Source organism: Bacillus sp. GbtcB14 (assembly GCF_019091205.1).
GTDB classification, from domain to species: Bacteria; Bacillota; Bacilli; order Bacillales; family Bacillaceae_G; genus Bacillus_A; species Bacillus_A cereus_AG.
This window is the reverse complement of record NZ_JAGXJT010000004.1, coordinates 68,321-93,672: the sequence shown is the minus strand read 5'-3', so window position 1 is coordinate 93,672 and position 25,352 is coordinate 68,321. Positions and strand designations below refer to the sequence as shown.

The following is a 25,352-nucleotide window of genomic DNA, read 5'->3' as shown; positions in this document are numbered from 1 at the left end:
AAGTTTTTGCCGCCTCGACATATTTCTTGGGAAATATGTCGAGATGCAGGATGATTACAGTATTTGTCGAGCGAAAGTAACAGGATTGCTCTTTAGTGAGAGGGAATGGTATGTGTAATAGAAAGTGATATGAAGGATGTGATTTAGGATGAAATTATATTCTTTGCTGCAATCATTTGTAAATTACGCTAATGGTCAATATCATTTAGAGCCGCTTTTAAGACAAGGAGAAAAAACTGTTAATTTCCGCTTTGGAGATGAAAGTTGTTCGCTACAAATTTCAAGAGATTATATAGAGCTGCTACATGAGGAAAGAGGAACGGAGCAAATCGTTTGTGTAGATGAGGAAGATGTAAAACAATTGGTGAACGGCAATGTACGATTGCAAATGTTAATGAACGATGGACGTGTACAATATTCGGGAACGTATCGAACGATGCTATTAGTTGAATCGATGTTTCATATATGCAAGCCGATGTCAGTGGGTGCTTAAAAGTCTGAAGTTTCTTTTTTTACGAAAATTTCTGTTGACATGGTGTGTGGATATTGATACAATTCAATTCATAAAATATAGACAATTTCATAAATTACAAATCAGACGAAAATGTAATCTGATTTCTCTTATCAAGAGAGGTGGAGGGACTGTGCCCTGTGAAGCCCGGCAACCGTCAACTTATGTTGAAATGGTGCCAATTCCTGCAAAGCAAATGCTTTGAGAGATGAGAGAGAGGGATAATGTTGTTATATACGCATAAAAACCTTTCTGCTTCTCTAAAGCGGAAAGGTTTTTTTGTTGTTTGAATGTGGAGGACATTCAAATAATAAAAGTAATGATAATGGTGGACTACACGCATCAAAAATAAAAAATTGCGGAGTATGTTCAAACAAAAAGGGGTGAACATCATGATTTTATTAGAAAATGTAAAGAAAATATATAAAGCAAAAAGCGGTGATGTCACTGCTGTAGATAATGCCAATTTAAAAATAGACAAAGGCGAAATATTTGGTGTTATCGGATATAGTGGCGCTGGGAAAAGTTCGTTAATCAGATTATTCAATCAGCTAGAGAAACCAACTTCAGGCCAAATTACAATCGCAAATCGTGTCATTTCAGCTATTACAGGAAGTGAACTTCGTAAGGCAAGGCAAGAAATCGGAATGATTTTTCAGCATTTCAACTTACTTTGGTCACGAACTGTACGTGAAAATATCGAATTCCCACTTGAAATTGCAGGTGTTGATAAGGCGAAGAGAAGAAAACGTGTAGATGAGTTAATTCATCTTGTGGGATTAGAAGGAAGAGGAGACGCGTATCCATCTCAGCTGAGCGGAGGACAAAAGCAACGCGTTGGTATTGCAAGAGCATTAGCTAACAACCCACAAGTGCTTTTATGTGATGAAGCGACATCAGCTTTGGATCCAGAAACGACGGATCAAATTTTAGATTTATTATTAGATATTAATAAGCGTCTCGGTTTAACAATTGTACTCATTACACACGAGATGCACGTGATTCGAAAGATTTGTAATCGAGTGGCCGTAATGGAGAAAGGAAAGATTGTAGAAACGGGTCCAGTACTTGATGTATTCCGCAATCCACAGAAAGACATTACGAAACGATTTGTACAGCAGTTAACGGATTCTGAAGATACAAATGAAACGATTGAAAGTTTAATTGAAAAGTATCCAGATGGTAAAGTAGTTCGTTTGCAGTTTATCGGTGAAGCTGTAGAAAGACCAGTACTTCAAAGATTAATGCAACGCAGTGATATAGAAGTTAGCATTTTGCAAGGAAACATCGCCCAAACAAATAACGGCTCTTACGGTAGTTTAGTTGTTCATTTAAATGGTGAGGAAACAGCGATTCAGCAAGCAATAGAGGGAATACATCAAGATCAAGTAGAGCTGGAGGTGATTGCACATGGATAAGTTACTCACAAATGTCGATTGGAATCAAATGTTAGAAGCAACTGGTGAAACGTTATATATGACGGCAATCGCAGCTCTTGCCACATTTGTTTTAGGACTAATTTTAGGATTGTTACTCTTTATGACAGCGAAAGATAATTTATGGGAAAACAAAGCGATTAACACGGGGATTGGAGCATTCGTAAACATTTTCCGCTCGATACCGTTCATCATTTTAATCATTTTATTAATCCCATTCACAAAGATTCTGCTTGGAACAATTCTTGGAGCGAGTGCAGCACTTCCAGCTTTAATTATTGGAGCGGCACCGTTTTATGCAAGAATGGTTGAAATTGCGCTTCGTGAAATTGATAAAGGTGTAATTGAAGCTTCAAAAGCAATGGGAGCAAAAACAAGCACAATTATTTTGAAAGTGTTAATTCCAGAATCGTTACCAGCATTAGTATCTGGTATTACGGTTACGACAATTGCTTTAGTAGGCTATACAGCAATGGCGGGAGTTGTTGGTGCTGGTGGCCTTGGAACACTTGCTTATTTAGAAGGATTCCAGCGAGGAAATAACGATGTAACAATCGTTGCGACAATTTGTGTATTACTAGTTGTATTTTTCATTCAGTGGATTGGTGATAGTTTAACGACTCGAATAGATAAACGATAATAAAAAATGGGAGGATGTTTCAAATGAAAAAATTATTACTTACAGCACTTATTTCAACTTCAATTTTTGGGTTAGCTGCTTGTGGCGGGAAAGATAAAGATGAAAAGAAACTTGTTGTTGGGGCTTCTAACGTACCGCATGCTGTTATTTTAGAAAAGGCTAAACCGTTACTTGAGAAAAAAGGAATTGAGTTAGAAATTAAAAAATTCCAAGACTACGTATTACCAAATAAATCGTTAGCGGATAAGGATTTAGACGCAAACTACTTCCAGCACATTCCGTATTTAGAAAAAGAGATTAAAGATAAAAAGTATGACTTTGAAGTGGCAGGGAAAATTCATTTAGAACCGATTGGTGTATACTCTCAAAAATATAAGAGTTTAAAAGAACTTCCGGACGGAGCAACAATTATTATGAGTAATTCTGTTGCTGACCACGGGCGTGGCCTAGCAATTTTACAAAAAGAAGGCATTTTAAAAATTAAAGACGGACTAGATCCGGTTAAAGCAACTCCAAAAGATATCGCGGATAATCCGAAAAACTTAAAATTCAAAACGGATATTGAGCCTGGTTTATTACCACAAGTGTATAACAATAAAGAAGGCGACGCTGTTTTAATTAACTCGAACTATGCAATTGATGCGAAATTAAATCCAGAAAAAGATGCAATTGCAATTGAAGGTAACGATTCACCGTACGCAAACGTAGTAGCTGTTCGTAAAGGTGATAAAGATAAGAAAGAGATCAAGGCTCTTGTAGAAGTATTACATTCTAAAGAAATTGAAGACTTTATTAACAAAGAATATAAAGGGGCAGTTGTTCCTGTAAAAGAATAATTGCTGAAAAGGGCTGGTCTGATGCCAGCTCTTTTTCATAACTACATAACTATTGGGGAGAAGGGGACATCATATGAAAAAGATTCTATTGTCAGTTGTTACAGCGCTGTCTGTATTTACATTAGCTGCTTGCGGAGGGAAAGAGGAGAATAAGCTTGTTGTTGGAGCTTCTAACGTGCCGCACGCTGTTATTTTAGAAAAAGCACAGCCGATATTAGAGAAAAAGGGTATTAAATTAGAAATTAAAAAATTCCAAGATTATGTGCTGCCGAATAAAGCGTTAGCAGATAAGGAGATTGATGCGAACTACTTCCAGCACATTCCTTACTTAGATAAAGAAATTCAAGAAAAGGGATATAAAATTGTAAACGCAGGAAAAATCCATTTAGAGCCAATGGGCATTTATTCTAAGAAATATAAAAGTTTAAAAGACTTACCAGATGGCGGAACAGTTATTATGAGTAATAACGTAGCGGAGCGTGGACGTATGTTAGCACTGTTACAAAAAGGCGGCGTTATTAAGCTTAAAGATGGAGTGGATGTTGTTAAAGCAACAGTAAAAGATGTCGTGGAAAATCCGAAAAACTTAAAGTTTAAAACAGATGTTGAACCTGGACTGTCACCGAAGTTGTATGAAAATAATGAAGGTGATGCTTTATTTATTAATTCAAACTACGCAATTGACGCGAAATTAAATCCAACAAAGGATGCAATTGCGATTGAAGGATCAGACTCTCCATATGCAAATATTATTGCAGTTCGCAAAGGTGACGAGAAGAAAAAAGAAATTAAAGAGCTAGTAGAAGTGCTGCATTCAAAAGAAATTCAAGACTTTATTAATAAAGAATATAAAGGTGCTGTACTTCCGGTAAGTGAATAAGTACAAGGAAAGGATTGGGAATTTCCCAGTTCTTTTTTCTTTATATAAATAAGAAGAAAGGTGTATCATATAAGGATGCAAGGGAAATACTTATATACATTTGTGAAAAAATTGTTACATTTTTTCATCGTTTGCGATATCATTTTATTTGATATAAGATTAGAATGAGAATAAAATGAGAATATGAACGTTTTAGTAATTTTTAAAATGTATATATAGGATTAATGGAGGTATTGAGATGGCTGGTTCTACATTAACGGTTAAAGACTTACACGTATCAATTGATGGCAAAGAAATTTTAAAAGGTGTAAACCTTGAAGTAAAGGGTGGAGAAATCCACGCAATTATGGGACCTAACGGAACAGGTAAATCAACTTTATCTTCTGCGATTATGGGTCACCCAAAGTATGAAGTAACAGAAGGTAGCATCATCATCGACGGTGAAGATGTATTAGAAATGGAAGTAGATGAGCGCGCACAAGCCGGTCTATTCCTAGCAATGCAATATCCAAGTGAAATTAGCGGAGTAACAAATGCTGACTTCTTACGTTCTGCAATTAACGCACGTCGTGAAGAAGGCGATGAAATTTCTCTTATGAAATTTATCCGTACATTAGATAAAAACATGGAATTCCTAGAAATGGATCCAGAAATGGCACAACGTTACTTAAACGAAGGTTTCTCTGGTGGAGAGAAAAAACGTAACGAAATTCTTCAATTAATGATGATTGAGCCAAAAATCGCAATCTTAGATGAAATCGACTCAGGTCTTGATATCGATGCATTAAAAGTTGTATCTAAAGGTATTAACCAAATGCGCGGCGAAGAGTTCGGTTGCCTAATGATTACGCATTACCAACGTTTATTAAACTACATCACTCCAGACTTCGTTCACGTTATGATGAACGGTCGTATCGTTAAATCTGGTGGCCCTGAGCTTGCACAACGTCTAGAAGCTGAAGGTTACGACTGGATTAAAAAAGAATTAGGTATTGAAGACGAAACAGCAGAGCAAGAAGCGTAAGAGAGGAGCATAAACATGACAATCGGTACATTACCTTTCGATCAAGAAACAATCCGTCAGCGCGCAAGCGAAGTAAACGAAGCTGCTTGGTTGACTGAGTTCCGCTTACAAGCTCTTGCACAAGCAACTGAACTTCCAATGCCAACGCCTGATAAAACGAAAATTGAAAAATGGGACTTTATCGGAAAAGGCGACGCTGCTAAGCAAGAGCCTGTAAGTTCTTTAACAGAGCTTCCAGAAGCAGTGAAAAACTTAATCGATGAAAATAACAGCGTATTAGTACAACGTACTGGTACAACTGCATTCGTTTCTTTAGCAGACGAAGCAAAAGAAAAAGGTGTTATTTTCACAGATATCGTAACAGCAGCAACTGAGCATGCTGAACTATTACAAAAGTATTTAATGAAAGATGGCGTGAAAGTAGACGAGCATCGTCTAACTGCACTTCATGCTGCATTAATCAACGGCGGTGCATTCGTATATGTTCCGAAAAACGTTGTTCTTGAAACTCCACTTCAAGCTGTATTCTTAGTAGACGGCGAAGAAGCTAACGTATATAACCACGTATTATTCGTAGCTGATGCGAACAGTACTGCAACTTATGTAGAAAACTACGTTGCAAATGAAAATGCTAAAGGTATTGCAAATATCGTAGCAGAAGTAATCGTGGAACAAGGCGCACAAGTGAAATTCGGTGCGGTTGATCTATTAGCGAAAGACGTAACAACTTACGTTAACCGCCGCGGTGTTGTTGGACGCGACGGCCGCATTGATTGGGCTCTAGGTCTTATGAATGACGGAAACACAATTTCAGAGAACGTTACGAACTTAATGGGCGACGGTTCATATGCTGATACGAAAACAGTAACAATTGGCCGTGGTAACCAAACACAAAACTTTACAACTAAAGTTGTTCACTTCGGTAAACACTCTGAAGGTTGGATTTTAAAACATGGTGTACAAAAAGATAGTGCAACATCTATCTTTAACGGAATTGGTAAGATTGAACACGGTGCATCTAAATCAAATGCACAACAATCTTCTCGCGTTCTTATGTTAGATGAAAAAGCTCGTGGGGATGCAAACCCAATTCTTTTAATCGACGAAGACGATGTAATGGCAGGTCACGCAGCTTCAGTAGGCCGCGTAGATCCATACCAACTATACTACTTGATGAGCCGTGGTATTCCAAAACGCGAAGCAGAACGTTTAGTCATCCATGGATTCTTAGCACCTGTAGTTAATGAGCTTCCAATTGAAGGAGTAAAGGCACAGCTTGTTGAGGTAATTGAAAGGAAAGTTCGCTAATGAATATTCATGAAATACGCAAACAGTTTCCAATTCTTGATCAAAAAGTGAACGGCAAACAACTTGTATATTTCGATAGTGCAGCAACTTCTCAAAAACCAATTCAAGTCATTGAAACGTTAGAACGTTACTATAAAGAATATAATTCTAACGTGCATCGCGGTGTTCATACGCTCGGTACGAAAGCTACCGACGCGTATGAAGGTGCACGTGAGAAAGTTCGCAAGTTTATTAACGCGAAATCAATGGAAGAGATTATTTTCACGCGCGGAACGACAACTGCATTAAATACAGTAGCGGCTAGCTATGGTCTTGAAAATGTAAAAGAAGGCGATGAAATCGTTATTTCTTACATGGAGCACCATAGTAACATCATTCCGTGGCAACAAGTTGCGAAGAAAACTGGTGCAACTTTAAAATACCTTCCGCTTCAACCAGACGGTACAATTTCTTTAGAAGATGTTCGTCAAACAGTTACACCGAATACAAAAATCGTTTCTATTATGCAAGTATCAAACGTGCTTGGAACGATTAACCCTGTAAAAGAAATCGGAGCAATCGCACACGAAAACGGTGCAATTATGGTCGTTGATGGTGCACAAAGTACACCTCATATGAAAGTAGATGTACAAGATTTAAACTGTGATTTCTACGCATTATCTGCTCATAAGATGTGCGGACCTACAGGTATCGGCGTATTATATGGTAAAAAAGAATTGCTGAACAATATGGAGCCAATTGAGTTTGGCGGTGAAATGATTGATTTCGTAGATTTACAAGAATCTACTTGGAAAGAGCTTCCGTGGAAGTTTGAAGCAGGTACACCGATTATCGGTAATGCAATCGGACTTGGTGCGGCAATTGATTTCCTAGAAGAAATCGGTCTTGATAATATTGAAAAGCATGAGCATGAATTAGCGCAATATGCTTTAGAAAGACTATCAGAAGTAGATGGCGTTACAATTTATGGTCCAAAGCATCGTGCTGGTCTTGTTACATTTAATATTGAAGACGTACATCCTCACGATGTAGCAACTGTATTAGATGTAGAGGGCATTGCGGTTCGCGCAGGACACCACTGTGCACAACCGCTTATGAAGTGGCTAAAAGCTTCTTCAACAGCACGTGCGAGCTTCTATTTATATAATACAAAAGAAGAAATTGATACATTTGTTGAATCGCTAATCAAGACAAAGGAGTATTTCACAAATGTCATTTAATAATTTAGATACGTTATACCGTCAAGTTATTATGGATCATTATAAGAATCCTCGTAACCATGGCGTGTTAGAAGATAGTGTTACTGTTAACTTGAACAATCCAACTTGCGGAGATCGTATTCAACTTACGATGAAAGTAGCAGAAGGTATTGTACAAGAGGCGAAGTTTGAAGGAGAAGGGTGTTCTATCTCAATGTCTTCAGCTTCGATGATGACACAAGCAGTAAAAGGTAAGAAAATTGAAGAGGCACTTCAGCTTTCTAAAATTTTCTCTGATATGATGCTAGGAAAAGAGTACGATGACAGCATTGATTTAGGAGATATTGAAGCATTACAAGGCGTATGCAAGTTCCCTGCACGTATTAAATGTGCAACATTAGCGTGGAAAGCGTTAGAAAAGGGCTTAAACGAAGATAAGTAATGTTAAAGGTTCCTAAAAACGAGGTTATCTAAGGAGGGACACACCAACATGGCGAAGCAACTGCCAGATATCGGCGATTATAAATATGGTTTCAAAGACAAAGACGTTTCGATTTTCCGTGCTGGACGCGGTTTAACAAAAGAAATCGTTGAAGAAATTTCACGTATGAAAGAAGAACCACAGTGGATGTTAGACTTCCGTTTAAAATCACTGGATAAGTTCTATGAAATGCCAATGCCACAATGGGGCGGCGACTTAAACGACTTAGATTTCGATGAAATTACGTACTACGTAAAACCATCTGAGAAATCTGAGAAGTCTTGGGATGAAGTACCTGAGGAAATTAAAGCGACATTTGATAAATTAGGTATTCCTGAAGCTGAGCAAAAATATTTAGCTGGTGTATCTGCACAGTACGAATCTGAAGTTGTATACCACAACATGAAAGAAGACCTAGAAGCTCTAGGAATCGTCTTCAAAGATACAGATAGCGCATTAAAAGAGAACGAAGATATTTTCCGTGAGCATTTCGGAAAAGTAATCCCACCAACAGACAACAAATTCTCTGCATTAAACTCTGCAGTTTGGTCTGGTGGATCATTCATCTACGTTCCAAAAGGTATTAAAGTGGATACACCACTTCAAGCGTACTTCCGTATTAACTCTGAAAATATGGGACAATTCGAGCGTACGCTTATCATCGTAGACGAAGGCGCACACGTACACTACGTAGAAGGTTGTACAGCACCTGTTTACACAACTAACTCACTTCACAGTGCGGTAGTAGAAATCATCATTAAAAAAGATGCATATTGCCGTTATACAACAATCCAAAACTGGGCGAACAACGTATACAACCTAGTTACAAAACGTGCGGTTTGTGAAGAAAACGCAACGATGGAATGGATTGACGGTAACATCGGATCTAAATTAACGATGAAATACCCAGCAGTTATCTTAAAAGGTGAAGGCGCTCGTGGTTTAACATTATCTATCGCGATTGCTGGTAAAGGCCAACACCAAGATGCTGGTGCGAAAATGATTCACTTAGCGCCAAACACGTCTTCCACAATCGTTTCTAAATCGATTGCGAAGCATGGTGGTAAAGTAACTTACCGTGGTATCGTACACTTCGGACCAAAAGCGAAAAACTCTCGCTCTAACATCGAGTGTGATACGTTAATCATGGATAACCAATCTACATCTGATACAATTCCTTATAACGAAATCAAAAACGATTACGTTTCACTTGAGCATGAAGCGAAAGTATCGAAAGTATCAGAAGAACAATTATTCTACCTAATGAGCCGCGGTATTTCTGAGCAAGAAGCTACAGAAATGATCGTAATGGGCTTCATCGAGCCATTCACTCGCGAACTTCCAATGGAATACGCAGTTGAAATGAACCGTCTAATCAAGTTTGAGATGGAAGGTTCTATTGGTTAATATATGTATGAAGAAAGCGCCCTGCTGTGCAGGGCGCTTTTTTGTTTTGCGGATTTGTCTTGGCTGGATAGAGGATACCAGGGTGGGTGTTCAGCTAAATATATCAACGATTTTTCAAATATATCAACCATAACTCGGAATATATCAGCGATTATTTCAATATATCGACTTATCAACAAATTACGACATAGCAAGAGGAACGAATACCCTGCACCATTCAAACAGGAAAGGAGCATTTATATATATAGAAGGCGACTGGAAGTAGTTGAGGCTAAGATACTGACAAATACAGTAAAGAATTCATAGGAAAATTCCCCACGGTAAACTTTCTTACAACTCCCTGTTCTACCAATGAATTCACAGATTTAAAAAATAAAGTTTCTCATATAAAAAAGGACAAACTTTTGCTTTTTCTCTCAATGCGAGTACAATGTAAAATAGCAAGAAAAGACGAAAAGTATTTACAGGATTATTGCGTACGTGTAGCGTAAATGGCAGTAAGGAACTGAGAGGAGGTTTTTTCTCTGAATATAAATAAAGAAACAATCATCCACCTTTATCATACAAACGATATACATAGTCATTTTGAAAATTGGCCGCAAATTTCTCGGTTTGTACAAGGAGAGAAAAAGCGAAGACAGGAAGCGGGAGAGACCGTTTTGACGGTTGATATCGGCGATCATGTGGATCGTTTTCATAGTATTTCGGAAGCGACGAATGGACTTGGCAATACGAAGCTTTTAAATGAGGCGCTATATGATTATGTAACAATCGGAAATAATGAAGGAATTACGTTAGCGAAGGAGCATTTGAATCGTCTATATGATGATGCTGGATTCGAGGTGCTCGTTGCGAATTTATTTGAAAAAGAAGGGGTACGTCCGGAGTGGGCAAAGCCTTATAAATTACATACAACGACAGATGGAATTACAATTGCTTTTATCGGGTTAACGGTAGCTTATCCAGAGTTTTATCATATGCTCGATTGGCATATTGAAGATCCGCTTATCCATTTAGAGTCTATTTTAGAAGAAGTGCGAGATGAGGCTCATATTACGGTTGTCCTTTCTCACCTTGGAAAAAGCATGGATGAGTATATGGCGGAGCATTATGATATAGATGTTATTTTAGGTGCACATACGCACCATTTATTTGAGCGTGGCGTTCTTATGAATAATACGTTACTTTGTTGTTGTGAAAAGTGGGGACGTTACGTTGGGCACGTTCAGCTTACTGTGGATAAAGAGACGAAGAAGCTGTTGAAAAAGGACGGTAGAGCGATTAAGACAGAACGTTTAGGTGCTTATAGCAAACCGTTATCCACAATTGAAGTGCTGCAGGAAGAAAGTAAACAGATTATGGCCGAGCCTGTCGTTTATTTAAAGGAAGCGTTACCGGTCGATTGGTTTCAGGAGACATCGTTTTCGCACATGTTAGCAAGTGCGCTGAAAACGTGGTGTGGTGCAGAGATTGGCATGGTGAACGCTGGTGTGCTATTAGAGGGATTAAATGAAGGTGTTGTGACGCGCGGAGATATTCACAGAATTTGTCCACATCCCATTAATCCATGTTTATTAAAAGTACCAGGGAAAACGTTAAGAGAAGTTATTTTGAAAGCACGCCGTCCAAATATGGAGAATCTTGAGGTGAAAGGATTCGGATTTCGCGGGACAGTGATGGGGAAAATGATTTACGCTGGTGTCGAGGTCATTCCAGATACGATTCCTGGGAATAAAATTTTACTCGAGGATGTATTGATTAACGGGGAATCGCTGGAATTAGATCGTATATATACGGTAGGAACGATTGATATGTTTACATTCGGATACTTATACCCAGAGCTATCCACACTTTCTGACAAACAATATTATATGCCGGAACTACTGAGAGATGTGTTAACAGACGTGTTGATAACTCATACATCTTCCGTCAAACTATAGGCTAGTTACTTGTAACACTCATTTTTCTCTTGTCATACAGATAAGAAAGAGAGGAGTGTGAACTATGGTTAATGTGGAGCCAATTATAATCGATAATTATACGTTTATTGCGGTTAGCGTCAAACTTCCAAAGACAAATTTGCTAGCGGTAATGAGCGATAAAGGATATATTATGTGCGGTGCATTAGATGTAGGTCTTTTAAATGAGAAGTTAGGGGATCGAGGTATTATTGCTGGCCGTGCGGTTGGTGTAAGAACGATTGAACAACTTCTTGAAGCACCGCTAGAATCAGTAACGATTGAAGCCGAAGTTTTAGGTATTACGGCTGGCACAATCGGAAAAGAAGCATTATTAAAAATGAGATAAGCATATATCGTCCCTCCTTCTTGCATAGAAATGATATAAGAAGGAGGTTTTTTTATGAGCATATTTCGTTCGAAAAATTCGCGGTTTCGAAAGGGGCCAATTTCCTTTCGGTACATACTGCTTATGTCGTTTATTCTTTTTGTCATATTACTTGTGCAAGGGTTATGGATTGTGAATAGTAGCATTCAGCCGACATTACTTAAATATGGGGAAGTAGAGACGCATAAAATGGCGACAGCGGTTATGACGAAGGCGGTAAAAGATAGAATTAATGAGGGATTCGATGTTGATTCATTAATGAAAGTACAAAATGATAAAAATGGGAAAGTGTCCACAATTAATTTAAATACGAAGCAAGTAAATGAAATCGTAACGTCAACGACCACATACATAGAAAAATATTTACAGCAAGTAGAACAAGGGGATTTGAAAGGGCTAGGTATTTCTGAAAAAAATGGGGCAACGATGGCAATTCCTTTTGGTCGTGTAACGGATAATGCGCTTCTTGGAAATATAGGCCCCGATATTCCAATTGATTTCACGACGATTGGTCATGTGAATACGGATATTAAACAAAAAATTGAGCCGCACGGGATCAATACGACAGCGATTCAAATTATTATGGAGATGGAAGTAACGTTGCAAGTGATTATTCCATTTCATACGAAAGAAATAACAGTGAAGCAAGACGTTCCAATTGCAACGCGCATTGTTCAAGGGGAAGTACCTACTTATTATGGAAGCGGAAGTGTTTCTGTACCTGATAAAAAGAAAACGGATAGTTAGCCATAAATAAAAAATAACCGTAGCAATGTGCTACGGTTATCGTTTTGTATTCGCGCGTTCTTTTCGCTCCCAAAGACTTAAGTGCATGTATGGATCGAAAGCCCATTCTGTATAGCCATTGTCTTTATACATGCCGAAATGTAGGTGGGGCGGGAATTTTCCAGCTGTGCCGGGAGGGCCATAACCGGTGCTACCAACAAATCCGATTACTTTTCCAGGCTCGACAATTTGTCCAAGCTGTATTTCTTTTGAGAATCCGCCTAAGTGAGCGTAATAATGGTAATTATTATGAAGATCACGAATACCGATGCGCCATCCACCAAGGCGGTTCCAGCCTTTTGTTTCAATAATGCCATAGCAAGTGGATCTTACTGGTACGCCATAGCCTGCAAAAATATCAGTTCCTTCATGAATTCTTCTTCCCCCAAAACTTCTTCCGGCACCGAAAGTACTACGGTAGCTATGGTCACTGCGAATCGGGAGAGGAAAAGCATTTCCTTCTAAATTAACACGTCCATAATGCTTATAAATTCGGGCGTATTCGGTAATTAAATCAACTGTTTTCGCACGTCTATAATATTCCCAAAGCATAATGTGAATGCGGTCTTCGGACGATCCTTGTTTCTTTAAAATCGTTGCTGCTGTATGCAGAAGATCACGGTCGTTATTTGCATTTGCAAATCCATCTTTGTCACCATCTAAACCCATCCCGCCAAATAGAGAAATTGTATGGGGAAGAGTGTCGTTACCATTAACAGGTCCAGCCCATATTTCTGGTTTGAAATAAAGGGAAATGATGGCATCTGGTTTTTTCGGAATATCTTTTCTTACGCTCCGTATATTTCTTTCATACTGATCCATTGCAGCTAAGTAATACCAAGGAATGCCTGAAGATTGCTCTGTTTCTTTATATAGTGCCATGCGCTTTTCGTATATGCTTTGCTGATTCTCTTCACCGTAAGCGATGTTTTGGTGGAGAAGAAAGCAAATCGAAAGCAAAAGAGAAATTTTTCGAAGCATGAAATAGACTCCTTTCACAACATCACTCTTTTTAGTGTGGGATATACGGAGTATTTCATTATAGGGAACGATTGGAAAAAATCTTAGAATCTTCATTTGAGCAAATCGCTTTCATACGTTAGAATAGATATGTTACATTGAAAGAAGCGAACACGGTAAACTATTTCATATTGTGCGGAGTTGATAACCATGACAAAACAAACAGAATATAAGCGCAAGCCCGAATGGTTGAAAATTAAGTTAAACACGAATGAAAACTATACAGGCTTAAAGAAAATGATGCGTTCTAAGAATCTTCATACAGTTTGTGAAGAGGCGAAATGTCCGAATATTCATGAATGCTGGGCTGTAAGGAAAACAGCAACATTTATGATCTTAGGTGCGGTTTGTACACGTGCTTGTCGTTTTTGTGCGGTTAAAACAGGCTTACCAACTGAGCTTGATTTACAAGAACCAGAACGCGTAGCAGATTCAGTAGTACAAATGGGCTTAAAGCACGTTGTTATAACAGCGGTTGCACGCGATGATTTAAAAGACGGTGGAGCAGCTGTTTTTGCTGAAACAGTACGAGCTGTACGTCGTAAAAACCCATTCACATCTATCGAAGTATTACCATCTGATATGGGTGGAGTAGAAGAAAACTTAAAAATGTTAATGGATGCAAAACCAGATATTTTAAACCATAACATTGAAACAGTACGTCGATTATCTAACCGAGTTCGCGCTAGAGCAAAATATGACCGTTCATTAGAGTTTTTACGTCGAGCGAAAGAAATGCAGCCTGATATTCCAACTAAATCGAGCATTATGGTGGGCTTAGGTGAAACGAGAGAAGATTTAATTGAAGCAATGGATGACTTACGTGCAAACAATGTGGATATTTTAACTCTTGGACAGTACCTACAACCATCTAAGAAGCATTTACCAGTTCTTAAATATTACCCACCAGCAGAATTTGCAGAGCTTAAAGAAATTGCACTTAGCAAAGGATTTAGCCACTGTGAAGCTGGCCCACTTGTGCGTTCTTCTTACCATGCGGACGAGCAAGTTCGTTCTGCAAAAGAAAAAACAGCAGAAGCAAAATAATAAAAAAAGAGAGCCAATCATTGGCTCTCTTTTTGTTTATATTCTAAAACAGTATTTGAGCATGTTAATAAAATCTTTTTTAATTCTTCTGTGGATAATTCAATTGTAAATTCAGGTACACCAGGTGTAATTAAAATTTTGTCGTAAGTATAAATCGCACAATCCACAATAATTGTTACATGTTGTGAATAACCGAAAGGAGCGACACATCCTGGTGTACAACCAGTTTTGTCTCGCAGTTCATTAGGAGAACAGAGAGATAAGCGCTCTCCAGTTATTTCTTTCATCTCTCCCCGGTTGAGCCTTGTGCCTTCTAACGTGAAAAATACGTAATAATCTCCAGACTTAGATTTTAAAAATAAGCTTTTGCTGGGAGTGCCGTGTAAGCCAAGCCTTTCCCGTACGATACGATCTGTTTCATAATCGAGTACCGGTTCATGCTCAAACTTTTCGTAAGAAGCATTTGTTTTATGTAGTAAAGCAAGTACATCTTCGTACATATGGAGTGATACCCCTTTCTATTGTTAGTACAGTTTCTTCTCGTGGCGTCAACTGAATGTGCTGGAAAGAGATATTACTTGGACTGTGCTTCCCATAATCGTTTTAAGACACAGTGTTCGTCGATTGTAATTTCGTAAATATCAGGATTCGTTAAACTTCTCCATTCATTAAAGCCGATCGTATGATCAAAGTGCTTTAAAATGAGCGTAAGTAAGTTTCCATGTGTAACAAGTAGTGTTGTAGTATGGTTTAATTTTAAAACGTCTTGGATAAGCGATATAGCACGGTCCATTGCTTGTTTTGTTGACTCTCCGCCTGAAAAGGCAATATCTATATTTGTAAAAGTAGATTCTAGTTTTTGCATCCAATCGTCCATTGGAACGTCGCTTAATATGCGTTCAGCTAATCGTTCATCTTCTTGGATAGACAAGTTAGCTTGGAGCGCATAGGGCCGAATAGAATCGATAGCTCGCACAAATGGGCTTGAAATAATATGATCTATTTGTGGTTGGATTTCTAAGAGGAATGTAGCAAGGATGTTTGTTTGATTTTTTCCTGCAATCGTTAATTCGGCATCACGTTCTTGTCCAGTTGCTGAACAATGTCGTATTATAATTAATTTCTTCATAATTCATCCCCATCTTTCAAGTTGACGCTATATACTTCGACAAAAGTGGAAATAATTCCTTTTTATTGGAAACGGCATATTGATCTAAATATGTGGAAAAGTAATGTGGATAATAGAAAATCGAGGTGTACTTATGAAAAAAATGATATGTATCGTATTCATGATTTGTTTTCTTACGCAATTGTCCACAACATATGCACAATCCAATCAAAAGTTAGACTATCCAAGCAATCGAAATAAGCCATTTGTAAGTGAGGATGTGTTTTACGAACAGTTAGATAAGAAAATTTATAAAGAATACAACAATGCAACATATAGCGTTCGAAAAAAAATCTCATTTAAAGAAGTGCCCGATGAAGAATCTTCTTTCCGACAAAAAACAGCCGTGGGTTGTCGGGGTGAAGTGGTGCTTCAAGATTCTTTCGTTCACCCTGATCGCCAAGTTTATTTTTTCGCTTCCTTTTCTCAAAATGAAGTAGACGAATTTCATAAGTACATTGTTATAGATGCAGAAACAAAAAGGGAGCTGCGAGCAGGTAAAAGCTATCATCATTATGATAATCTATATAAAAAATAACCCACCAACTGGTGGGTTATTTTTACGCCGGTACATTCATTAATTTTTCTTTCATTTTACGAATAAGAATGACAGCACCAATTGTGAAGAGAAGGGTGATTCCTTCAGCAACAAAGATGTTGATTGTTTTTGTTTGGTAAAGTGCCGCAAAAAAGTCTACAAATGCGTGGAATAATACAGCGTACACAAGGAAGATATACTTCTTCTGTTTTACTGCGTATAAGACAAGCATTGTAAAGGCAATTTGCAGCACGAGTGCCATAATTCTTTCGAAGCTACCAAGGAAGTATAAGTAGGCAGGTTGCTGAATTAACATGTCCTGTAGGCGGCCTAGCTCCGGCATTTTTTCGACCATTTGAGCGAAGCTACCGTTGTTAATTGAATTCGCAAATATAAGCGCTTGAAATGCAGAGAATCCGCCAACTAAAATAGATTCAATGCCGCCGTGACCAATTCCGTAAGCGAAGCCATCTTTATATTCTTGATATTTTTTTAGTAAGAAGAAAAAGGCAACGAAGCGTCCTAATTCTTCAAAAATACCAGCAGTCAGTCCGCTATAAAGCGAGAAAATAAATGGGTTTTCTAAAATTGGACCTATTGTAGGATTTCCGCGCATGAATAATTGGAACGGTGTTTCGAGAATTTGGGTAAAACCGATAAAGATAAGAACACCAACGCCGACCACTTTCCAATTAATATTATATTTCTTACGGAAATAAACGAGTACAATAATTGGGACCAGAATCGAGACAATGAGTTGAAAGATGATGCTGGCAATTACAGTATTTGAAACCATACTTTCACCGCTTTCTAATATATGTACATATCTATTATGCATGAAATATAGTGGAGATGAAACTTTTAACAAAAAATGAATAATTCACTTATTGACTCTAACGTTGCGTCATACTTTATCGTATGTATTAAGGGGGAGATACACATGACAATGAAGGTAAAAGAAGTAGCTAATTTAGTTGGAATTAGTGTGCGCACACTGCATCATTACGATGAAATTGGGTTATTAACCCCAGACGAGACGACAGAGTCTGGATATCGTCTGTATTCCAATGAAAATTTAGAGACATTGCAGCAAATTTTATTTTTTAAAGAGCTAGGCTTCCCTTTGAAGAAAATTAAAGAAATTATCATGAGTCCGTCATTTGATCGCGAAGAAGCGCTACAGCTTCATAAGAAAATGCTTCTTGAAAAGCGTGCAAGGTTAGATAAAGTGATTGCGACGATTGATAAAACAATTCAGCATACAAAAGGAGAGATTGAAATGACGAATAAAGAGAAATTTGAAGGATTCGATTTCAGCCATAACCCATATGAAGAAGAAGCACGTGAAAGATGGGGAGACGCAGCTGTAGATAAAGCGAACGAATATGCAAAAGGTATGTCAAAAGACAATCAAGAAGAGTTTAATACTATTTATAGAAATTTAGCGGCACTGAGACACGGTGCACCAGATTCTAAAGAGGCGCAGGCATCTATCAAAGTATGGTACGATTACTTGCAAAACTTTAGTCACTATTCATTAGACGCTTTTAAGGGCCTCGGTCAAATGTACGTCGCTGATGAGCGCTTTACGAAAAATATCGATAAGTTTGGCGAGGGGTTAGCGCAATTTATGTGTGATGCGATGGAGATTTATGCGGATCGTAATAAAAAATAAAAACGGGTGGAGTTTTCTCCACCTGTTTTATTTTTTTATCATATCGTTCAAAGTCTGATCCCCCGTATTGTTCAAATGAGGATTTTTACTCATTTCTCGTTTTAACATATCGAGGCTTTGCGTATATTCTGTATCATTTAATGCGCCAGATTGAAGGCCTTGAATTTGAGAAATCAACTTTTGGTCTGTTGATACATATGCTTTATAATAGCGAGGGACGATGGACAATGCAGCTTTATATACTTGATCCGCTACGAGTTTCGGATCCGTTGTGTTTGCACGGTATACAACAAATACTTCATCATCGGTAACGAGCGTAGCAGCGTTTGTAACATCAGGAAGTTTGACTGTCATGCTTGTAATCATTTCAGCGACTTTCTCACGGTTAATGGCTCCTACTTGTTTGTTAGATACTTCATGCTTTTGTTTAGATGAATAACCTACCCTTGTAAGCCGTGTATTTGTATTTTCCGTATGATACATGTCGTTTTTATTGGAAACAAGAACACGACTTCCTTCTTCACGTTCCATTTCGGCTTTATTCGTTGATTGACAGCCTGCAAATAAGGAAAGAGTGAGGAGAGAGAGTATAATTTGTTTTTTCACGATGTATCACCTCCTTCTCCATAGCATGCACTAATTTTCAATTTTTTGTATTTGAAATTGTTGGTTGGTATGCTTTGTGATACGATAAAAAGAAGAATGCTTAGAGAGGAAGTTAATGATGGAGCAAAAGCAAGAGCAAGAGATGCATGCTACGGTGAGCATTAATAATGTGCAGTACGAAGTAATTAAAAACTTTCGTGACGGTTTTAGTGAAGAAGCATTTAAAGAGCGTTATGCAGAAATTTTAAATAAATATGATTATATCGTTGGGGACTGGGGTTATGAGCAACTTAGATTGCGCGGTTTCTTTGATGATAGTAATCAACGTTCGACATATGATACGAAAATTAGTACGTTAACGGAGTATTTATACGAGTACTGTAACTTCGGTTGTGCACACTTCGTATTACGAAAAGTGAAGAAATAAAAAAATCCTCTTACGATTGTAAGAGGATTTTTTTATACTTGCTCACAAACAAATCGAAATAGAATCACCTTCAGAAAGTATTGCATTTGGTTTCATTTGTTGTCCGTTCAATTGAATATCCCCATTTTTAATTTTATCCACAATGCGTGTACGGCTCCAGTCGGAAATATATGTGGATAAAGCTTTATCCATTCGGTGAGAACCGAAAACGATATCTAATACGATTGTGATTTCGGCTATGCCGTTTTCTTTATGTTGTGTAATGGAAATGGTAGTGCTTGTTTCTGTTTGATCCTGCTGGGTCATATCGACTGTTTCAACGTGATCAGTAAATGCTTTATAAATACGAAGTTTTTGATTCCACGTATGATCTTTCGGACATTTATAAATGGCAAAGCGGTATATATTTTTTCCATTGGCGTTATGCCTACGAATATTCGTGTCAGTAAATAGGGTAGTGCGTCTGCAATTTTTACAATACTTTTCGATTGTATTTTGCTCATTTTCATATAAACTCCAAGAAAGTTGTACTTTCTGCATTTTCCTTCACCTCTTATAGCAGTGGTAAAGGAACGTAATACAGCTATTTGGATGTCTTGTAGTATGAAGATATGAGAAATAGACAAAAATAAAAGGAGATTCCCCAAAGAGGAACCTCCGTAAACATCATACTACAGATGCGTTACGTTCCTTTGTAATGGGAATGGGCAGACTACTCCCTTGAAAAAGCACGGTGCTTTTTTGAGAGTAATGCTATCCAATTGCTGGTCCATTACAAAGTAAATGTTGGCATACGTAGATAACGTCCTTTCTATCCAAATAGATTTATTCTTAATTATAACATGTTTGTTTGAAAATTCAAAATAATTTAAGCGAAAAAACACCAGCTAACATAGCTGGTGCCTACGATAAATTATATAAGTTCAAATAAAAATGAGCGTAGTTCTTCTGCAATTTCTTCAGTCATAGAAAATGCATGCTCTAAGTAGCCTGGTTCGTTTAAATCGTCAGGACCGATGATTGCAAATCTATTGCGCTGCATATCAAGGACAATTGTTTTACCGTAATGACGATCGGAGTATAAAAGTGCTAAATCATGACGCTCATTTTCTCCCATAAAGCTAACGAAACGAGTTCTTGTAGCGACTGTATCGTCGTACAGAAAGAAACGTTCTTCCATACACATGGCTCCTTTATTAAATATCTAAGTTTAAGTGTGGTTTATGATCTAAATGGTGATGCGTTTTAATGAATCGTACCGTTCTTGTTTTGTAACGCATAACGATAGAATATGTTTCAGCTAAATCTCCGCCAAGGAATTTAACACCGTCTAATAACTCACCAGCAGATACACCAGTTGCTGAGAAGATTGCATCATCCCCAGATACTAAGTCATCTAACATAAGAAGTTGACGAGGATCTTCTAATCCCATTTCACGACAACGAGCTTCTTCTTCTTCGTTCATTGGAACTAAGCGAGCTTGCATTTCACCTTCAAGGCATTTTAATGCTGCTGCAGAAATAACACCCTCTGGAGCTCCGCCAATACCTACGAATAAATCAATACCCGTTCCAGGTAGTGCTGTTGCGATTGACGCACCAACATCACCATCACCAAATAATTTTACGCGTGCACCTTTTGCACGAACACGGTCAATAATATCTTGATGACGTTCACGTTCTTGCACGATAACTGTTAGATCACGAATCTTTTTATTGTTAGCTTCTGCTACAATTTCAATTGTTTTTTCAATTGGATCATCTAAGCTAATTTTACCAGCTGCTTTTGGACCAACCGCGATTTTTTCCATGTACATATCAGGAGCATGAAGAAGGTTTCCTTTATCTGCGATTGCGATAACTGCCATTGCATTTGCAAGACCTTTTGCAACGATGTTAGTACCTTCTAATGGGTCAACGGCGATATCTACTTCTGGACCGTTACCTGTTCCTAGTTCTTCACCAATATATAACATCGGTGCTTCATCAAGTTCTCCTTCACCAATTACAACTGTACCTGCCATGTTTACTGAATCGAACATATCACGCATTGCTGTAGTTGCTGCATCATCTGCTTCGTTTTTCTTTCCGCGGCCCATCCACTGTGCGGATGCTAATGCTGCTGCTTCTGTTACACGGACAATTTCTAGTGCGAGTTCACGTTCCAAGATTCCATTCCTCCAATTTCAAAAATCATACAAATATAACTATAACAAATAACGGAGAAAAGGTGAATTCGAAAAATTGTCGATTTTTTCAGAAGAAAGCGTTACAATTAAAATGTAAATGCTTTAATTTCCAGGTAGGTGACATTCATGTATTTTGTAGACAGAAAGAAAATAGAACAAATGCTAGTATGTTTAGAACGAGCAACAAGTACATTTCAAGAGAAAAAGATATATGAAACCGAGTTTGAATTTTACGCATTAGAACGCATAGCGCATCTTATTATTGATTGTGTATTAGATGTAGGAAATGCGATGATTGATGGATTTATTATGCGCGATCCAGGAAGCTATGAAGATATTATTGATATTTTAATGGACGAGCGAGTGATCAGTGCAGAAGATGGACAAGGGATGAAAGAAATTATCCTTCTTCGAAAAATGCTTACGCAAGATTATATTCAAATGAATCATGATGAATTATATAAGACGATTCAAAAACATATTGCAGTGGTAGAGAAATACCCAGCAAATATTCGCAGTTATTTAGAAAAGGAATTAGGACCTGTATCTGCATTTGTACCAGAATAATTATGCTTATAAGATCCCCAAGGTACCTTTTTGGGGATCTTATATTGTATGTGAGAAAGAAAAGGGAGAAGGTTGAAGCATGGGGGAAGCACGTACGACGAAAGATGAAATTGTACAATTGTTGAAAGTAAAGGGAGAGCACACGGTAGCGGAACTAGCTGACGTTTTAGAGATTACAGAAATGGCGATCCGAAGACATTTAAGTAATCTTGAGAAAGATGGTTTAATCTATTCCAAGATGGTAAGGCAACATGTCGGAAGACCAACTTATTTGTATGGATTAAGCGAAAAGGGAGAAGATACATTCCCGAAAGAGTATAAGCAATTTGCGATTGATATGTTAGAAGATTTAGCTCGAATGGGCGATGAAAAAATACTTCGTCACGTTTTAAAAGAGAGAACGAAGCGGATGGAAGAACAGTTGCAAAAGCGAGTGAGTAATCAAAAGAGTTTAGCATATAAAGTACAAGAGATAGCAGCTATGCAAGAAAAAAATGGTTATATGGTTCAAATAAAGAGAGATGGAGAGAATTCTTTCGTAATTGAAAAACAAAACTGTCCGTTAAAGGAAATTGCAGAGAGATTCTCGCAAGTATGTGAAGATGAAAAAGAGATGTATAAGCGTTTATTTGCAGGTGCAGAAGTGAAAGCGTTAGCAAACATGTGCGAAGGCGATTGTAGTTGTTCTTACCAAGTAAAAGAGAAAAAATGAACGTTATGGGGCGCTTTAAGGTAAAGCGTTTTTTTCTTTGGAAAAAGCGGGTAATATAAGAGTGGTATGATAGGTGAGAACGTTAGCATAGAAGGAGAGACATAATAATGTATAAAGGTTATTTAATTGACTTAGACGGTACGATGTATCGCGGAGAAGAACAAATTGAAGAAGCGAGCGACTTCGTAAAAGCGTTAGGAGAGCGCGGCGTTCCTTATTTATTCGTTACGAATAATTCAACACGTAAACCAGAACAAGTGGCAGAAAAACTTGTTCGTTTCGATATTCCAGCGAAAGCAGAGCAAGTATTCACAACGAGTATGGCGACAGCAAACTTTATTTATGAACGTAAACAAGATGCAACTGTATATATGATTGGTGAAGAAGGCTTACATGATGCGCTTGTGGAAAAGGGATTTGAACTTGTGGATGAAAATCCTGATTTCGTTGTTGTCGGTTTAGATCGTGACATCACATATGAAAAATTAGCAAAAGCTTGTCTTGCTGTGCGTAACGGCGCAACGTTTATTTCTACAAATGGAGATATTGCCATTCCGACTGAGCGTGGATTATTACCAGGTAACGGTTCATTAACATCAGTTGTAGCAGTATCAACAGGTGTGGATCCAATCTTTATCGGAAAACCAGAATCAATCATTATGGAACAAGCTTTAAAAGTGCTTGGTATAGGAAAAGATGAAGCATTAATGGTTGGGGATAACTACGATACAGACATTTTAGCGGGAGTAAATGCTGGCATGCATACGCTTCTTGTCCACACTGGAGTAACAACTGTGGAGAAGTTAACAGAATATGAAGTACAACCGACGCAAGTTGTGCATAACTTGACGGAGTGGATTGAGAAGATGTAATGAAAAACAGGTAGCCGGAAGAGGTTACCTGTTTTTTTATGCATAATTGCATATGTGCTGTTGGTATATAAAATGTAAAATTTATATGTAATGATATTTTAAAGGGGGATAAGAATGTACTGGATGTCATGTATTATGTTTGTTTTTACATTATGTGTTTTGTTCTTTGTTCTATGGAAAATATATAAAATAAATGAAATGAAAAAAAGCGCAGGAAAACTTATTGCAATATATCCTAGGGTAAAACGACGTTGGATTGCGTTACTTGGACCAGCATATTTCATTGGACAATGTATGTATATATATGCTCAGTACGTAAGTGGCGATATTGATACAGTTGAACAGTTTCTCATTCAGCTAGGTATTCATGCTGTAGCAAGTTGTTTTATGACTTTAATAGCTATCCATCTTATTAAAAGTGTACAAATATATGAAAAAGGTGTAGTAGACGGATTGAACTTTTATTCATACGAAGAATTAAAAGGCTATAAAACATCAACATGGGAAAATCCAAAAGAAAATATATTTTTATATCGCGGGCGAGAAAAAATGAATGACAATGTAAATTTACTTATTAGGCAGGAAGATATGAATGAATTAGAAAGCGTTCTTCAAAGATATATTCCGAAATTAATGATGAAATAAAAAAACTCCGGTTAACAACCGGAGTTTTCTATTAAAATGCACGATTCACAACATCTTTAACTTCTTCAAGATATTGTTTACGCACACTATCATCCACAGAAGGAACGCTTGTATAGAATGTATGCTCAATTGTTTCAATGCCTGTAAATTCAAAGATACCAACATCTACTGTTTTCTTCATTGCTTCAAACATACCGCCGGCTAGGTATGCCTCTTTCGTATTTCCCATTGTAGATAATAATAAGCCTTTTTTACCGCTTAATAACTTCTCAATACCATTTTCACCGTAAGCATAAGCGAAGCCATGGCTAAATACACGGTCAACGTATCCTTTTAAAATAGCAGGAAGTCCTGCCCACCAAACTGGATAAATGAATGTAATGCTATCAGCCCAAGCGATATGCTCTTGTTCTTCTTTAATATCTTCTGGTGTGTTTCCTTGAGAAAATGAGATGAAATCGGAAGCGCCTAATACTGGATTGAAGTTTAATTCGTAGAGATCGCGAACGCGTACTTCGTGACCTTTTTCTTCTAATTCACTTTTTACCGTTTCTAAAATCGCATGGTTGAAGCTTTCTGTATTTGGGTGTGCATAAACGATTACATGTTTCATTGTTCTTCCTCCTATTTGTGGATATGTGAATAGTTTTTTAAAATTATGTAACTATTATGGTTACTTGTATTACGGAAGTCAAGGAAGACATATGTATGTATAAAAAGACGCCCAAAATCGCCTTTCTATACCCCGCTCATACAAAGAACAAAGAAAACAAATAAAATAATGACAATACCAATGCCGAAGTTAAATACGAGAGTACTATCCATACTATGTAACCTCCTTATTTGAAAGTAAAAAGCACTCTAGTGAAGAGTGCTTTTTTATTTTGAGTTTACTTTAAAACTTTGAGAAAAGGATTCATGTGTGTAAAGAGTTACATTATTTTATGTATGTATATTTTGAAATGAGTAAGTCCTTGTGAGATAAAAACAAAGACACTCTTTTGAGTGTCTTTCATGATGACAAAATGTGCC

Annotated in this window: 30 protein-coding genes and 1 riboswitch; of the genes, 21 read left to right on the top strand and 9 right to left on the bottom strand. The window is 37.6% G+C overall.

Annotated elements, in window-relative coordinates; translation table 11 throughout:
* Positions 1-148: 148 nt before the first annotated feature.
* From KVT31_RS13100 to yunB, 13 genes are all read left to right on the top strand, one after another.
* Positions 149-493 carry a hypothetical protein gene (locus KVT31_RS13100; protein ID WP_000781217.1) on the top strand — a complete coding sequence of 115 codons (345 nt, stop codon included), beginning with the start codon at positions 149-151 and terminating at the stop codon, positions 491-493.
* 125 nt (positions 494-618) lie between these two features.
* A riboswitch (SAM riboswitch) is annotated at positions 619-726 on the top strand.
* Between the two features lie 177 nt (positions 727-903).
* A complete protein-coding gene (locus KVT31_RS13095; RefSeq protein WP_000601756.1) occupies positions 904-1,929 on the top strand; it encodes a methionine ABC transporter ATP-binding protein in 1,026 nt (341 codons plus the stop codon).
* Complete coding sequence (locus tag KVT31_RS13090) at positions 1,922-2,587, top strand: methionine ABC transporter permease (protein WP_140392592.1); 666 nt, start codon at positions 1,922-1,924, stop codon at positions 2,585-2,587. Before KVT31_RS13095 ends, KVT31_RS13090 begins: the two co-directional genes overlap by 8 nt.
* Positions 2,588-2,610: 23 nt before the next feature.
* Entirely contained in the window at positions 2,611-3,423 is an 813-nt protein-coding gene (metQ, locus tag KVT31_RS13085; protein ID WP_088098277.1) for a methionine ABC transporter substrate-binding lipoprotein MetQ, read from the top strand.
* Between the two features lie 73 nt (positions 3,424-3,496).
* Positions 3,497-4,303, top strand: coding sequence for a methionine ABC transporter substrate-binding lipoprotein MetQ (metQ, locus tag KVT31_RS13080; protein ID WP_000722401.1), 807 nt, complete (start codon positions 3,497-3,499; stop codon positions 4,301-4,303).
* Between the two features lie 238 nt (positions 4,304-4,541).
* Positions 4,542-5,327, top strand: coding sequence for a Fe-S cluster assembly ATPase SufC (sufC, locus tag KVT31_RS13075; RefSeq protein ID WP_000929162.1), 786 nt, complete (start codon positions 4,542-4,544; stop codon positions 5,325-5,327).
* Positions 5,328-5,342: 15 nt separating this feature from the next.
* Entirely contained in the window at positions 5,343-6,635 is a 1,293-nt protein-coding gene (sufD, locus tag KVT31_RS13070; protein WP_000152177.1) for a Fe-S cluster assembly protein SufD, read from the top strand.
* Positions 6,635-7,855 (top strand): cysteine desulfurase SufS, encoded by a 1,221-nt coding sequence (gene sufS, locus KVT31_RS13065; protein WP_001020767.1) that lies wholly within the window; start codon positions 6,635-6,637, stop codon positions 7,853-7,855. Before sufD ends, sufS begins: the two co-directional genes overlap by 1 nt.
* Positions 7,845-8,276: a Fe-S cluster assembly sulfur transfer protein SufU gene (gene sufU, locus KVT31_RS13060; RefSeq protein ID WP_000009521.1), complete on the top strand. Its 432-nt coding sequence runs from the start codon at positions 7,845-7,847 to the stop codon at positions 8,274-8,276. Before sufS ends, sufU begins: the two co-directional genes overlap by 11 nt.
* A gap of 48 nt (positions 8,277-8,324) precedes the next feature.
* Entirely contained in the window at positions 8,325-9,722 is a 1,398-nt protein-coding gene (gene sufB / locus KVT31_RS13055) for a Fe-S cluster assembly protein SufB (protein WP_088098276.1), read from the top strand.
* 524 nt (positions 9,723-10,246) lie between these two features.
* Positions 10,247-11,662: a bifunctional metallophosphatase/5'-nucleotidase gene (locus KVT31_RS13050; protein WP_301291577.1), complete on the top strand. Its 1,416-nt coding sequence runs from the start codon at positions 10,247-10,249 to the stop codon at positions 11,660-11,662.
* A gap of 64 nt (positions 11,663-11,726) precedes the next feature.
* Complete coding sequence (locus KVT31_RS13045) at positions 11,727-12,029, top strand: YunC family protein (protein ID WP_088098274.1); 303 nt, start codon at positions 11,727-11,729, stop codon at positions 12,027-12,029.
* 54 nt (positions 12,030-12,083) lie between these two features.
* Positions 12,084-12,815: a sporulation protein YunB gene (gene yunB / locus KVT31_RS13040; protein WP_088098273.1), complete on the top strand. Its 732-nt coding sequence runs from the start codon at positions 12,084-12,086 to the stop codon at positions 12,813-12,815.
* Between the two features lie 36 nt (positions 12,816-12,851).
* On the opposite strand, the gene KVT31_RS13035 is transcribed toward yunB, so the two are convergent.
* Entirely contained in the window at positions 12,852-13,835 is a 984-nt protein-coding gene (locus tag KVT31_RS13035) for a M23 family metallopeptidase (protein WP_088098272.1), read from the bottom strand.
* Positions 13,836-14,024: 189 nt separating this feature from the next.
* Here KVT31_RS13035 and lipA point away from each other — a divergent pair, with 189 nt between their 5' ends.
* Positions 14,025-14,921: a lipoyl synthase gene (gene lipA / locus KVT31_RS13030; protein ID WP_000166375.1), complete on the top strand. Its 897-nt coding sequence runs from the start codon at positions 14,025-14,027 to the stop codon at positions 14,919-14,921.
* 17 nt (positions 14,922-14,938) lie between these two features.
* On the opposite strand, the gene KVT31_RS13025 is transcribed toward lipA, so the two are convergent.
* Both KVT31_RS13025 and KVT31_RS13020 read right to left on the bottom strand, forming a co-directional pair.
* Positions 14,939-15,421, bottom strand: coding sequence for a YbaK/EbsC family protein (locus KVT31_RS13025; protein ID WP_088098271.1), 483 nt, complete (start codon positions 15,419-15,421; stop codon positions 14,939-14,941).
* A 74-nt stretch (positions 15,422-15,495) separates the two neighbouring features.
* Positions 15,496-16,050 (bottom strand): histidine phosphatase family protein, encoded by a 555-nt coding sequence (locus KVT31_RS13020; RefSeq protein ID WP_088098270.1) that lies wholly within the window; start codon positions 16,048-16,050, stop codon positions 15,496-15,498.
* A 103-nt stretch (positions 16,051-16,153) separates the two neighbouring features.
* On the opposite strand from KVT31_RS13020, the gene KVT31_RS13015 reads away from it, so the two are divergent.
* Positions 16,154-16,627, top strand: coding sequence for a hypothetical protein (locus KVT31_RS13015; RefSeq protein ID WP_140392590.1), 474 nt, complete (start codon positions 16,154-16,156; stop codon positions 16,625-16,627).
* 22 nt (positions 16,628-16,649) lie between these two features.
* Here KVT31_RS13015 and KVT31_RS13010 read toward each other — a convergent pair whose 3' ends face one another.
* Positions 16,650-17,465: a YhfC family intramembrane metalloprotease gene (locus KVT31_RS13010; protein WP_140392596.1), complete on the bottom strand. Its 816-nt coding sequence runs from the start codon at positions 17,463-17,465 to the stop codon at positions 16,650-16,652.
* Positions 17,466-17,567: 102 nt separating this feature from the next.
* On the opposite strand from KVT31_RS13010, the gene KVT31_RS13005 reads away from it, so the two are divergent.
* Entirely contained in the window at positions 17,568-18,302 is a 735-nt protein-coding gene (locus KVT31_RS13005; RefSeq protein WP_088098269.1) for a MerR family transcriptional regulator, read from the top strand.
* A gap of 27 nt (positions 18,303-18,329) precedes the next feature.
* Here KVT31_RS13005 and KVT31_RS13000 read toward each other — a convergent pair whose 3' ends face one another.
* Entirely contained in the window at positions 18,330-18,908 is a 579-nt protein-coding gene (locus tag KVT31_RS13000) for a YhcN/YlaJ family sporulation lipoprotein (RefSeq protein WP_002191082.1), read from the bottom strand.
* A gap of 115 nt (positions 18,909-19,023) precedes the next feature.
* Between KVT31_RS13000 and KVT31_RS12995 the strand changes: the two genes are divergently transcribed.
* Positions 19,024-19,335: a YutD family protein gene (locus tag KVT31_RS12995; protein WP_002008894.1), complete on the top strand. Its 312-nt coding sequence runs from the start codon at positions 19,024-19,026 to the stop codon at positions 19,333-19,335.
* Positions 19,336-19,377: 42 nt separating this feature from the next.
* Here KVT31_RS12995 and KVT31_RS12990 read toward each other — a convergent pair whose 3' ends face one another.
* The 3 genes from KVT31_RS12990 to glpX all read right to left on the bottom strand — a co-directional run bounded on the left by KVT31_RS12990 (position 19,378) and on the right by glpX (position 21,503).
* The gene (locus tag KVT31_RS12990; RefSeq protein WP_088098268.1) at positions 19,378-19,875 is read right to left on the bottom strand and encodes a cytoplasmic protein; all 498 of its coding nucleotides are present in this window, start codon (positions 19,873-19,875) and stop codon (positions 19,378-19,380) included.
* Between the two features lie 373 nt (positions 19,876-20,248).
* The gene (locus KVT31_RS12985; RefSeq protein WP_000392616.1) at positions 20,249-20,515 is read right to left on the bottom strand and encodes a DUF3055 domain-containing protein; all 267 of its coding nucleotides are present in this window, start codon (positions 20,513-20,515) and stop codon (positions 20,249-20,251) included.
* A gap of 16 nt (positions 20,516-20,531) precedes the next feature.
* On the bottom strand, positions 20,532-21,503 hold the full coding sequence (glpX, locus tag KVT31_RS12980; protein ID WP_000439090.1) for a class II fructose-bisphosphatase: 972 nt from the start codon (positions 21,501-21,503) through the stop codon (positions 20,532-20,534).
* Between the two features lie 147 nt (positions 21,504-21,650).
* Between glpX and KVT31_RS12975 the strand changes: the two genes are divergently transcribed.
* From KVT31_RS12975 to KVT31_RS12960, 4 genes are all read left to right on the top strand, one after another.
* Positions 21,651-22,091: a DUF86 domain-containing protein gene (locus tag KVT31_RS12975; RefSeq protein WP_000274001.1), complete on the top strand. Its 441-nt coding sequence runs from the start codon at positions 21,651-21,653 to the stop codon at positions 22,089-22,091.
* Between the two features lie 79 nt (positions 22,092-22,170).
* Positions 22,171-22,803 carry a helix-turn-helix transcriptional regulator gene (locus KVT31_RS12970; protein ID WP_088098266.1) on the top strand — a complete coding sequence of 211 codons (633 nt, stop codon included), beginning with the start codon at positions 22,171-22,173 and terminating at the stop codon, positions 22,801-22,803.
* A 107-nt stretch (positions 22,804-22,910) separates the two neighbouring features.
* The gene (locus tag KVT31_RS12965) at positions 22,911-23,675 is read left to right on the top strand and encodes a TIGR01457 family HAD-type hydrolase (RefSeq protein WP_088098265.1); all 765 of its coding nucleotides are present in this window, start codon (positions 22,911-22,913) and stop codon (positions 23,673-23,675) included.
* A gap of 114 nt (positions 23,676-23,789) precedes the next feature.
* Positions 23,790-24,320, top strand: coding sequence for an iron ABC transporter substrate-binding protein (locus KVT31_RS12960; protein WP_088098264.1), 531 nt, complete (start codon positions 23,790-23,792; stop codon positions 24,318-24,320).
* Between the two features lie 31 nt (positions 24,321-24,351).
* Here KVT31_RS12960 and KVT31_RS12955 read toward each other — a convergent pair whose 3' ends face one another.
* Complete coding sequence (locus tag KVT31_RS12955; RefSeq protein WP_088098263.1) at positions 24,352-24,933, bottom strand: NAD(P)H-dependent oxidoreductase; 582 nt, start codon at positions 24,931-24,933, stop codon at positions 24,352-24,354.
* Positions 24,934-25,352: the final 419 nt, after the last annotated feature.